The following is a 12,502-nucleotide window of genomic DNA, read 5'->3' as shown; positions in this document are numbered from 1 at the left end:
TCACTTCGTTAAATACTAAAAAATATTGTTCTATCTCTCGTCTATCAGTGTAAAACTGTCACCGTTTTGTATCGATGTTGACTCCCTTTCAGTGACTTTCGGCGTATAAAATGCAATGCCTCCCGAAAGAACAGCTGATAAGGATTCTGTAGTAATGGAAACACCAGAAAATAGTCCGGCATCAATATCAATACCACTAACATTGTAAAACTCTGAGGAGGAATTTACCAAATACGCATATGGCACTTCGATATTTATATAGATCAGAACACCTGTACCTTGTTCATTTAGTTGGCTCCCCAATACTTTGCCAACGGGTATTTGCCGGTAATACACGTTCTGACCCGGTGCCACTGAACCTAATGTTTTCGCGGTGAGTTGTAAATTTAGACCACTGTTTAGCTGTTTGATAACCGGCGCTCTTACAGAACCGGTAAAACTCTTGATTTGTACACCATTGCCAGGGATAACGCCGAGTTGATTACCCGTAAATAATGAAGACGCGTTCTTGATTTGTGTTAAGCCAATGCTGGGCTGCATTAAATAATACTGGGCACCTTGTTGCGTTAAATTGGCATAGGCTTCACTGACTTTTACCTTCAACGTCGTGCTCGTTAAATCAGTATCTAACGTAACCTGAATGACCACGCCAACTTCATGTCCTTGATAGATTAGGCTAGCACCTACATCAATATCGACTACCTCGGTAAACTGAACGTCAACCACGGGGCCTTGATACTGGCTATGATCTATCGACTCTAATAATGGATAGGTGCTAAGTTCTTTCGTTTGTACGCCTTCAACAATAGCCGGGTTAACCAGGGAAATACCGCCGCTTAATACCCTTTGAAGATTAGGAGAAGAAACGGACACTCCAGATAAACTCGCTTCGATTTGAATGCCACTTGCAAGATAGAACTCACTATTGGTATAGACCAGAGAATGGTACTGAGGGTCGATGCTGATCAAAAATTCAAAGTGCTTGCCTTGGTTTTTTAAATTAACCGCTTCTACCTTGCCGATGTTTAAATCCTTGAAAAATACCGGTGAGCCGGCGGTGAGTCCATGGGAGTGGCTATTGGTTAATAGCAATTGTAGTCCTGAAAGACTGGGACTAAAGTGCCCTCCTTTGGCCAAAATATCATAGCTTGTTCTTGGTTCTCCTTCACCCGGGATCACTTCAAGATAGCTACCCGATACCATTGCAGAAAGTTGTTTTGAGCTTAAACCGCCGGTTACAAACCTGATTTGGCTTTGCTCGCGAAATAAGGTTTTAAAACGACCATCATAATTCAACCTGATCTGCATCTCGTTAACCGACTCATTTAATGAAACTTTTTCTACTTTTCCTATCTCAAGGTTGCCATACTTTAACACCGTAAAACCGGGATTTATGTCTAGAATGCCAGCAAAATTTAGTTCTAGAATTTGATCGAATCTAGATTCGGCTTCCGTACTGGCAAGTTTAAATTCAAAACCATCCATCAGCGGTTTTTCATTCAAAAACGTATCCGTTTCAAAGGCGATGCCACCGACAAACATATTGGTCAGGGTACTGGCTTGAACGTTAACCTGCGGGAATTTCGCCTGAATATCCAGTCCACCCAGTTTAAAGAAACGACTACCTTGATTAACCAGATGCTCATAGGCCGGTTGAATAAATATATGCACAGAAAAGCTTTGTTTATCGGCATTCAATTCATGATCCTGTACCGTGCCAACGCGCATATTGCGATAGAACACAGGCGTATCAAATGCAAGGGAATCGATATTTTCCGTTTGCAATTGTAAATGTAGTCCGGGCTCTTCATAACTTAATGGCGGTGGTTGAGACAACACATTAAATTCTCGAGTTGGCTCGCCATTACCAAGACGAAAAGACACATAAGGGCCACTTAACAATCTGTCCATATTGGAAATACCGGAAAAACTGATATTGGGTTTTACCAGCCAAAATTGCATTCCTGATAACAGGTAAGGTTCCAATCTTGGGTCAAAATTAACACTGGCAATTAAACCTCCCTGGGCCTGGTTGTAGGTAAAATCTTCTACCACCCCGAGTTCGACACCTTCAAAGATCACTTTGGTTTCACCGGCTTTAACGCCGCTATTTTGAGGGAAATTCATGGTAACTTTGATACCGGCCTGGGCAGCATCAAAATCATTATAAAGATTAAATTTGGTATAATTTTCGACATCAGGAAATTCTTTATCGGTTGTCGGCGTATGGAATGCAACACCGCCACTGATTATCGATGATAAGGACTCGGTCCGAACCTTGAAACCGGAAAGATCGCCACTGACCTCAAGCCCGCTGGCATTATAAAAACGGCTGTTAAACTTCACCAGATCCTGATAATTTTCTTCTATCAGAAGCTTAATTGCGACGTAGCCGTTTTGTTGATTTAATTGATAATCGTAAACTTCTCCTACCCGAATTTGTTTGTAATAAACGCCACTACCACGATTTAACGACCCTAAACTTTGCGCATGCAAAGTAAGATGTAAGCCTGGGGTATCCGCTGGAATAGCAGGTGGTCGTTTCAGGGCATGAAATTCTCTTAATCTATTGCCTTGGGACGCAGGTAGCATTTCAAAATAGTTGCCTGTGATCACCGTTTCCAGGCCCGAAACACCGGACAAGCTAATTTCCGGTTTCACTAACCAGAATTGTGAATTTTGATTCAGGTAGGGTTTTGTAGAACGGTCCATTTCAATATGAACGGTTATCACATCCAATCCGTCCTTAATCGATAATTCACGAACCAACCCCACCGGCAGTCCTTTAAATCTCACCTCGGTTTTCTGTTCGACAATACCATCTGCGTCTTTAACATAAATTTTAATATCTATCCCCGACTGATAATAGGCCTGGATGATTAGGTAGGCAGCGATGATTGCGGCCAGTATCGGTAATATCCAGATAAACGATATCTTGGGTCGGGGCTCAATAATGGCATGGTTAGTCGGTTTATCGCTCATCAGTGCCCTGCCCATCCCATAACATCTTAGAATCAAAACTGGCCGCTGCAAATATACTCAGGATCACCATGATCCCAAACGCTGTTGCACCGGGACCGGCAACCACTTCCAGGACATTACCAATCTCAACCAAGGACACAAGAACAGCCACCACAAATACATCTAACATTGACCATGGTCCAAACATTTCAATGTACCGATACATATGGGTGCGATGTTTGCGGGAAGTTCCAGAACGAAACTTTACCGAATACAGCAGGTAAACCAGGCCAATAATTTTTGCTAAGGGAAAAATGAAGCTTGCGATAAATACAATGGCAGCGATTGGTATCATGCCATTTTGAAACATATATAAAGTACCGGAAAGTATCGTATCCCCCTGGCCTTTACCAAATTGCAAAATAGTCATTATCGGGTATAGGTTGGCTGGAAAAAAAGCAATGATTGAACAAAGGGTTAGCGCCAGAGTTTTTTGAAAAGCAAAGGGCTTACGCTGTTGGAGCGCAGCGTTACACCGTTGACAGACATTCTCCTGTGCCTGCTTATATGGGTTGACCCAATGACAGGTGTCGCAGGTGGCAAGGTGATTTGATTTGCCACTTTGGGAAAAATCAATGGCATCAATATTAATCATCGACAACCACCTTGTTCCACAGTAATTCTTTATCAAAACTGAGTTTTAATGCAACGATACAAAGCATGAAAAGGATGTAACTAACCAGGCCTAAATCGAAAAACAAATCTGCATCGGCTCTGAGTTTAAAAATGGAAACGAGTATGCCAATCATAAACACTTCTAGCATTTCCCAACTGTCGATTCTTTGGTAAAACCTGATGAGCGGCATATAGCTTGGACGCTTGAACTGATTCGTTTTAACCTGAATACCCAGAGTCAACGCGATGATCAGCTTACCAATTGGTGCGAGTATGCAAAAAAAACAGGTAACCAGAGCGACAAAATATAATTCATTTAGCCAGAGCGAATATACCGCTGAAGATAAACTAACCGTACTACTTATGCTGAACATCTTCATCGACATTATTGGCAAATAAATTGCTGGGATCGCTAATATAAGGCCGGCAATTGAGATGGCGATGCTACGGTTTATTGGGTTGGGTTTTCGGTATAACAAAATATGATGGCATTGCTTGCAACGAGCCTGCTGCCCCTCAACCAAAGCAGGATAAGGCATCAGGTTGTCGCATTCTCGACAAGCAAGTATTTTAGGTGTTGTAGTGCTGGTTACCGTCATTATTATTGTAATTTGCTTTAAGGAATACAAAAATTACGGACAAGAATAATGTTTTAAGCCGTTCAAATTATTCTTACCCTATTACCTAACCATATAAGGAAACAGGATATTTTCAAATTTTATGAGCAGTTAATTGGTGATAAACAAGATATCAACTGAAATCTTTATAAGTAACCCGCAAACCAGTAAAACTATCAAAGCCGTTGGATAATCCACCAGTTAAAACTCTGAGGCGCTCCCCATGGTGTGGTGTGTTCTTGTTGCCAGTGGTCCAGGCATTTAAAAGCGCCAAATTCGGAAGTTTCCAAAAACTGTAACAGTTGTTCATGGCTGTAACGTTGCACCGGTAGATTCGAGCATTTTTCCGGCCCGTTCTCGGAAAATGTCGCCAGAACAACGGTGCCTTGTTTTTTTAAACATGACGAAAGCTTGTTGATGTAGTTCAGCTTTTCTGCGCGACTTGTCATAAAGTGAAATACCGCCCGGTCTATCCAGCAATCAACCGAATTCTGAAGGTCTGAAAGCTTATGTGAATCTGCCACGCTTAAATCCAGTTCAAGATACCGACAGGCTTGATTCTCAAGCTGTCGATTCTTATGCTCTTTCATCAGGTGCTCTAATGCTCGTTTGGAGATATCAATGAGGGTAAGATGCTGATACCCGTCATCTAACGCCTTAGCAGACCACTCAGAAATACCACAACCGGCTTCTACGATATGGGCCGACATAGGCAAACCAAGGCGCTTAAAGGCCAGGAATGTGGCATCGTCAGCCGACTGAGACCAGCTCATTTGTTGTGCTGATTTATTGGCAAACACCTGTTGCCAGTGTTCGTGATTATTCATCGATGACGTTTATGTATTGTTTGGGAAAGCTGACCTTTATGGTATCACGATAACAAACGTCAGGGATAAACTCACTAATCACCTCGACAATTGCAGGGTTATGGTGGTGACCTAATTTCGTTTCTGGTAGGGGGTAGTAAACAAACCCTTGATAATAATTGTCGCAAACGTCTAGTTTGCAAGGGCAAAACGCAAAAGATTCAGCTGCAAATTGTGGATGCCACTTTAATTGGTGAACACAATACCAATAGTCTATCCATTGGATTCGAAATGGGCTTATGTCCAAATTTAATGTACCTGGATAGATTCGCTTAAATGGCAGGCCTGCTTGGCAAAACAGCGGAAGCTGCAGGCATAGGCTGCCATCGCCAAAAGGATTATCTTTAGCGAGCCCCGATGCTATTTGGTAACCCGGAACAACAGTCGCTTGAAACCAGGTCAACGGTTTAAATTGATGATCGAGCATAAAAAAAGGAAACCTGAGTTTCCTTTTAGTTTAACTTAGTATGGTAACGTTATTTTTTTTCAACTAGCAGATCCATAATATTAACCAAATCTGACTTGCCGTTAATAATCTCGTCCGGGGTTAGTCCAGATAACTCATGAGGGAAAACAAGCCACTCATCAGAATCATGTACATAATAATTCGGTTTTATATCTACTTTCGAGTTTTGAGGCTTATACCATGGACAAGCAATACGAATATCCTTTGGCGTATTTAATCTCATAAGTTCTTGAATTTGTTTGATTAGTGCGTCGATGCTTCGACCTGAATCAAATACATCATCTACAATCAGTAAACCATCATCAGCATTGGCATTTTCGATCAAATAATGCAAACCATGCACTTTGATCTCTTTAGATTGTTTATTTATGCCGTAGTAGGACGATGTACGCACGGCAATATGGTCCGTTTCTACCTGTTTGAAATCAAAATACTCTTGAACGGCGATCCCAATTGGGGCGCCGCCGCGCCAAATCCCGACAATAAACTGTGGACGGAAACCGTCTTCAAAAACTTGTGCGGCAACGCGGAAAGAATCTTCGAGAAGTTCTTGAGCACTTATAAATTTTTTATCCATTCTACGCCTCTTGGATAACAACCGACATACAATCGGTATAAAGATTGAAAAAACTCAAAACCAGAAAGACTAGGTTTTACTTATGTACAACACAACAGCAAAAAATAGCCCCTAACGAGTTGACTAACTATTATAACGGATTTTAGTTTCAAAGGTAGTTGCGCCATAAGTGTTTATTAATAAAAGTAGTATAAAGTCGAAGGCTTATATTCTTTATACACACTTACTTAGTGTTGATTGTTTTTCGGATGTCATATCAGAGTTATAAATCGGTATCTAAATAATTAATAAGTGTGGCAATTGATTTGACGCCGGAGCGATAAAAATTTTGGTCAATCGTTGATATTGTATCTGCAGGCGTATGATAATGCATATGGTTATCACCGGTAATGAAAAGGTATGGCACCCCGGCCTTATAAAACTCATAATGGTCGCTGGCTTTATGCAGGTCTATTCTGGTGTTTAACATCGAATCTGACCTTAAGGATAGATGTCGACGAGGCTTGAATGGGATGTCCACATCTCTATTAGTATTTTCAACAACTTCTTGAAATTGCTGCCACCTTTTAGTCCCGGTTAACCAATAGTGAGAATTCCGTGCCCCATGGGCTATCATGTCCAAGTTAACCATAATGCGCGTATTTTTAATAATATGCGGATAATTTCTTACAAAAGCACTAGCGCCTTTTAATCCTTGTTCTTCTCGATCAAAAGCAATGTAAACTAAGTTGTGATAAAACTCGTGTTCAGAAAAACATTCCGACAGAGCTAATAAAGCGGCGGTGCCTGATGCATTATCATCCGCACCAAAATATACGTTAGTTCCCTTTTTGCCCAAATGATCGTAATGTGCTGCGATAATCATGTAACTATTGGTAGTCACCTGCGCGGGGACAAATAACAGCCAATTAGTTCCAGTCTTGCTCACCAAGCCGCTAGTATAGTGAAAATCATGCCGAACTAGTTGCGAGTTTCCCAGCCTCTCCCAGGTTTGAGATATATACGCTTGCGCCAAAATATGTCCCGCCTGTCCTGGACCTCGTCCAGCCATGTCACTACTGCCTAATATCTGCAGATGCTGCCAGGCGACTTCACCAGAATCGTTGCAGGAATAACTACTTCTGCTAGCCAGTAAAACGACAACCATAAACCATTGAATTCGAGAAAACACCATGAATTTACAATGTACTAAGTAGCTTCAGCTTCTGTGCATACTTACGCTCTATATCAGGGAAATTAGCCTGCCCTTTCGCCATACTCATATATTTTTCACTTCGATCATAATCTCCTAATTTGAAGTAGCTTTTAGCTAAACCAAAATAGAACTCGTGTTCCCTTGGTTGCATGTCACTTGCTTTTTCAAAATGTTTGATTGCTTGTTGATAGTGACCATTGTGATAGGCCTCATCCCCTAAAACAGCATGATAATAGGGGTTTTTAACTCTTACCCTTTCTATAAATTGCGCAATCTGTTCAGCCTCTTTTGTTTGCCCTTGTTCTTTAAGAAGAATCCCTAAATTTGTCCAAGCGTTATAGTTATCAGAATCTTGTTCAATGGCTTTCAAATAACTCCCTTTTGCTAAACTAATTAATCCATGGGCTTTGTACAGATAGCCCAGATTGCCCCAAACAGCGCTAAATCCTTTATCAACTTCGATAGATTTTTTGAAATTTGCATAGGCCTCATCATAATTGCCTGATGTTAGCGCATTCGCCCCGATATTATTGTAAAACATCGCCGTTACTCTTCGCTTTGAAATCACCTCTTTGTCAAAATGTTTTTTCACTACAAGTGGATCAAAATCTATTGTCGTAAGTTGTCCACCCCAAAGACGCTGATATTGGGTTTTCCTATCACCAGTAACCACTAAATTTACATGCCGGCTTAACAAGTTATAATCACCATCCCTGACCCAATATTCGGGGATTTTAACTTCTTGAAAATTCACCGAAAGATTAACTTCGTGGGCAAGTGCATAGGCAAGTATTGTCAGTGATAAGCAATTTGCTGATTGCTCAGAGAAAGTTTGCTGGGCGGTTAAATTTGCCCCTTGAGCGTATACCAGCCCGGAGGGCGTTCGATTAAAAAGCTTTCGCAGTAAGGCTTCGGCTCTTATTTTAGGCTCTTCTATCCATAACAGGTGCCCATGGGCGAACGCTTTCATATCGTCACTAAGGGCAAATATTTCGCTTTCATCGATAAGTTTAACGTGTTTGTGCCCAGGAAAAGTATCGCTGTGCAGCAAGATTGATAATGGCGTTGGTTGTGAATCAATGTTGGGAGCAGAACTGCAACCTCCCAGGATGAGAAAAAACACCGCTAAGGTCATAAGGTTGAATTGGTATCTAATGATTTTCGGCACTCGAATCCCTCCCTTGCATTACTTAAAGCATATGCAACTTTTAGACGATTTACCTCCAGTTAGGGTAAGTATTAATAATTTTTTACACTTAGATTACCGCTATTTACTAGCGTTTTAGCAAAATTAAATAAACGAATTTCACGGCCTTAGGTGTCACTGATACGGTTCAGCCTTAACAAATACAACGATTAATTAACCGCAGACAGAATTTTAACTGTTTAGCTGGCATATCAGAAGATTTATCCTGTTTACGCGATATCATCTAAATCAACTCGCTCAACATAGCAACGCGTTACGGCTGAGGTCAGGGGAGCCCCTTTAAATCCCTGCTATTAGTGGCATTCGTGGTTCCAGAAAACTCCTTAAAGAGTTCTGACGCAAGCAATAATGAGAGTCAGAAATTCAAGCCAAGAGCGCATCAAGCCCTAAGTATAATATCCTCAAAATACTTCAGTAAAATGCAAAGATGCTAAATCTTGTTAAATCAGATCAGTGAGCGTCACTTTCACATAGGTCATTTGTATAGTAAGCCCCGTATGCAATAAATGACAGGGAAAAATATAATGCCAGCACCACGGACACTACTTTAAAAACAAGGTGAGCATCACCGGTTACTGTTTGGTACGCAAGGGTTGCAAATACCAGTGTAAGAAGACAATGAATCAGACATTTTGCAAGGTTTTGATTATTAAAAAAGGGTTTAGCGTCACCCTGATATCGCTCATTGGTATAATAAGACGCATATGCAAGCGAACTGAGAGTGAAATAGATAGCCAATAACACAAATATAATCTGGAAAATGATCATACCTGATGTCATTACTGAATTGGCCGCAAGTAAAACAAACCAAACAGCAACAGGTGCACAGACGAGAGATCGGAATAGGTTTTCGTTTTCTATCAGGAGTTCATTATTACTATTCGCCATCGGACTTCCCCTTTTCAATTGAGTATTTTCTTATTATTAATAGACGGTTAAAAACATCCTGCTCATTATTTAAACACTTGTTGGCGATTTTTAAAACTAAAAAAAAGAATTTTTACCTTAGTATCGATTGTTCCCTGAACAAAGAGCGAAAAGCTTCACAAGTTTTTAAGGTTAGGTTCAGATGTTTGAATATATCCATTGAACGTTCTATACCTTGAGCAACCCTGCTCCAAAAACCATTAGCCAGTTTAAGCTCGCCTAAACATTGTGACGTTTTTACAGAGCGATAATAAACGGTTTGTTGATGGATGCTTGCGAATAAAAACTACCGCCATTTATAGTTTGCAACTATAGGTTGCTGTGTTTCAAAACACCTAATTTGGTCAATATATTTTATGGAGCAAAACCCTATGCCAGATACGAATTTACAACTGACTTCCACCATTAGTGAAGACAATACACTGCAACTCGCACTTAAAAATATCGAGATCCCGCAACCCGGTGCCGATGAAGTGGTAATTCGGATTGAAGCGGCGCCAATTAATCCCTCGGATCTAGCCGTTATGTTTGCAGCAGCTGACATGACAACGGCTCGCCAGACAGGTAACGAACATAACCCGGTGATCAGCGCCAAAGTACCTGCTCAAAATATGTTGTCTGTAAAAGCTCGTGTTGGTAAATCTATACCTGTTGGTAACGAGGGCGCAGGGACTGTTGTTGCTGCTGGTTCCTCAGTTGATGCTCAAGCTTTGATGGGGAAAACGGTTGCGGTAATCGGTGGTGGTACATTTCGTCAGTACCTGTGCGCTAACGTAGAAAATTGTTTAGAACTTCAGTCAGGTACCAGCGCAATAGAAGGTGCTTCATCTTTTGTGAATCCGCTTACCGCTTTAGCAATGGTGGAAACCATGCGTACTGAAGGCCATTCGGCGATTGTTCATGCTGCTGCCGCTTCAAACCTTGGCCAAATGCTAAACCGCATTTGTATCGCTGATGGCATTGACTTAGTCAACATTGTACGTAAGCCAGAACAAGAAACATTACTACGCAATATGGGGGCTAAATACGTGGTTAATTCGAGTAGCGACAGCTTTTATGCTGAATTAACCGCTGCACTAATCGAAACTGGAGCCACTATCGCCTTTGATCCAATCGGTGGTGGTAAGTTAGCAAGCGACATCCTGACGTGTATGGAAGCGGCAGCATCTCGCAATTTGACCGAGCACAGCGTCTATGGCTCTGATACCTATAAACAAGTGTATATTTATGGTGCTCTAGACCGAGGCCCGATTACCCTTAATCGTAACTTCGGTTTTGCCTGGGGGGTTAACGGTTTCTTGTTATTTAACGTATTAGGCAAACTAGGAACGGAAACCACGATAGCCATGCGTAAACGGGTTGCCGCTGAAATTACAACGACATTTGCTAGTCACTACACACACCAGGTGTCACTAGCGCAAGTATTACAACTGGAATCGTTAGGCGCCTATGCCAAACAAGCTACGAGTGAGAAGTATTTAGTTCTACCACAAGCCTAAACTCAGGATGTTATAAACATGGATGTTTTGTATGTCATCATTCCAAGGATGGTTTAAATGATGACGATAAAAGCAGGATGTTTTGTATGCCGCCACGCCATGGACGACGTTAAAGCAAGAAAGCCCGCTATATTAGCGGGCTTTCAAATGTGGCGGTGAGATAGGGATTTGATAAAATACCTCCATGTATTTTACCCTTCGGGCATACAAAGTATGAGCAAAAATGATCCTGTCATTTTTGTGAACCCCTTTACGGGTTCAACATCTATCTCACCAAACGAAAAAGGGCCCCTTACGGAGCCCTTCATCTTATATGGCGGTTATAAACATGGATGTTTTTTATGCCGCTACGCCAAGGATGGCGTATAAAGCAAAAAACCCGCTATTAAGCGGGTTTTTTTAATGTGGCGGTGAGATAGGGATTTGAACCCTAGATACGCTACAAACGTATGCCGGTTTTCAAGACCGGTGCTTTCGACCACTCAGCCATCTCACCTGAAGTGGTGCGAATATTAATGGCTGAGTTGGGCAATGTAAAGGGATTCGGTTAAAAATATTTAAAAAAAAACGAATTTTCAGCGCGTTTGTTCATTCGTTATACAAAGTTTACTGAAAGCTAAGTAAAATCATCAGTAAAGCACATCCGAAAATGCGGTTGAGGTAACAAATGAATCAAGACGAATCTTATATGAAAGACTTCATGACAGTATTTCAGGAGCTCGAACGCTGGGGCCCAGGGAATAAGCAAGAATCTTTGCATGCATTTTCATTGGTACCGATTACTCCACAGCATATTCTTGAAATAGGCTGTGGTAAAGGCCTGACAACACTGGCGTTAGCAAAAGCGAGTCATTCTCAAATAACCGCCGTAGATAATGAGCCTGATGCGTTACAGTCGCTTAACGCGGCGCTCATCAGTAAAGGACTGACCAAGCAAGTTAATACGGTATGTGCGAGTATGACCGACTTACCGTTTCCTCAAGAGAGTTTCGATGTAATCTGGGCTGAAGGATGTGCTTATATCATGGGAGTCCAAAATGCCATTAAAGAATGGCGTGCTCTATTACAACCCGGTGGAGTAATGGTGCTGAGCGATTTGGTATGGCTAAGCTCTACCCCTGACCAGCAAAGCAAAGATTTTTTCTCTAGCGAATACCCAGATATGCAATCAGTCGCCACCAGAATTGACCAGTTTAACCGAGAAAATTTTGACGTACTCCATCACTTTTCATTAAGTGAGCAGGCATGGGAAAACTATTATCAGCCTTTGAAGCAACGCGCTGTTGCACTGACCGCGGTTATGCCCTGCTCTCAAGCCTTGAAGGATATCCTTAGCGAAGTTGAACTTTATGAGCAACACTTAGGCGAATTTGGTTACCAAATGTTTATCGTACAAAAACGCTAAACCACTTCCTAACACAGCGGTTATAAACATGGATGTTTTGTATGTCATCATTCCATGGATGGATTAATGATGACGATAAACATGGATGTTTTGTATGTCTTCATTCC

At 41.5% G+C, this 12,502-nt stretch carries 11 protein-coding genes and 1 tRNA gene; 2 read left to right on the top strand and 10 right to left on the bottom strand.

Annotated features, from left to right (window positions below):
- Positions 1–30: 30 nt before the first annotated feature.
- The 9 genes from ACHUFQ_RS07595 to ACHUFQ_RS07555 form a co-directional block, all read right to left on the bottom strand.
- Entirely contained in the window at positions 31–2,982 is a 2,952-nt protein-coding gene (locus tag ACHUFQ_RS07595; RefSeq protein ID WP_394174446.1) for a PqiB family protein, read from the bottom strand.
- A complete protein-coding gene (locus ACHUFQ_RS07590; RefSeq protein ID WP_394174444.1) occupies positions 2,972–3,616 on the bottom strand; it encodes a paraquat-inducible protein A in 645 nt (214 codons plus the stop codon). The genes ACHUFQ_RS07595 and ACHUFQ_RS07590 overlap by 11 nt, the downstream gene beginning before the upstream one ends.
- The gene (locus tag ACHUFQ_RS07585; protein WP_394174548.1) at positions 3,609–4,175 is read right to left on the bottom strand and encodes a paraquat-inducible protein A; all 567 of its coding nucleotides are present in this window, start codon (positions 4,173–4,175) and stop codon (positions 3,609–3,611) included. The genes ACHUFQ_RS07590 and ACHUFQ_RS07585 overlap by 8 nt, the downstream gene beginning before the upstream one ends.
- Positions 4,176–4,429: 254 nt before the next feature.
- On the bottom strand, positions 4,430–5,080 hold the full coding sequence (locus tag ACHUFQ_RS07580; RefSeq protein WP_394174442.1) for a class I SAM-dependent methyltransferase: 651 nt from the start codon (positions 5,078–5,080) through the stop codon (positions 4,430–4,432).
- A complete protein-coding gene (locus ACHUFQ_RS07575) occupies positions 5,073–5,546 on the bottom strand; it encodes a hypothetical protein (protein ID WP_394174440.1) in 474 nt (157 codons plus the stop codon). Before ACHUFQ_RS07575 ends, ACHUFQ_RS07580 begins: the two co-directional genes overlap by 8 nt.
- Positions 5,547–5,595: 49 nt before the next feature.
- Entirely contained in the window at positions 5,596–6,162 is a 567-nt protein-coding gene (locus tag ACHUFQ_RS07570; RefSeq protein WP_394174438.1) for a phosphoribosyltransferase, read from the bottom strand.
- Positions 6,163–6,424: 262 nt separating this feature from the next.
- Positions 6,425–7,336, bottom strand: coding sequence for a M28 family peptidase (locus tag ACHUFQ_RS07565; RefSeq protein WP_394174437.1), 912 nt, complete (start codon positions 7,334–7,336; stop codon positions 6,425–6,427).
- Between the two features lie 4 nt (positions 7,337–7,340).
- Entirely contained in the window at positions 7,341–8,525 is a 1,185-nt protein-coding gene (locus ACHUFQ_RS07560) for a tetratricopeptide repeat protein (protein WP_394174436.1), read from the bottom strand.
- A gap of 489 nt (positions 8,526–9,014) precedes the next feature.
- A complete protein-coding gene (locus ACHUFQ_RS07555) occupies positions 9,015–9,452 on the bottom strand; it encodes a hypothetical protein (RefSeq protein WP_394174435.1) in 438 nt (145 codons plus the stop codon).
- Positions 9,453–9,862: 410 nt separating this feature from the next.
- On the opposite strand from ACHUFQ_RS07555, the gene ACHUFQ_RS07550 reads away from it, so the two are divergent.
- On the top strand, positions 9,863–10,990 hold the full coding sequence (locus tag ACHUFQ_RS07550; RefSeq protein WP_394174433.1) for a zinc-binding dehydrogenase: 1,128 nt from the start codon (positions 9,863–9,865) through the stop codon (positions 10,988–10,990).
- A 405-nt stretch (positions 10,991–11,395) separates the two neighbouring features.
- On the opposite strand, the gene ACHUFQ_RS07545 is transcribed toward ACHUFQ_RS07550, so the two are convergent.
- Positions 11,396–11,486, bottom strand: a tRNA-Ser gene (locus ACHUFQ_RS07545).
- A gap of 171 nt (positions 11,487–11,657) precedes the next feature.
- Between ACHUFQ_RS07545 and ACHUFQ_RS07540 the strand changes: the two genes are divergently transcribed.
- Complete coding sequence (locus ACHUFQ_RS07540) at positions 11,658–12,395, top strand: class I SAM-dependent methyltransferase (protein WP_394174431.1); 738 nt, start codon at positions 11,658–11,660, stop codon at positions 12,393–12,395.
- Positions 12,396–12,502 lie beyond the last annotated feature (107 nt).

It is taken from the genome of Thalassotalea litorea (assembly GCF_043642205.1).
GTDB classification, from domain to species: Bacteria; Pseudomonadota; Gammaproteobacteria; order Enterobacterales; family Alteromonadaceae; genus Thalassotalea_A; species Thalassotalea_A litorea.
Note: the sequence above shows the minus strand (reverse complement) of the source record. Positions and strands in the feature narration are given on the sequence as shown.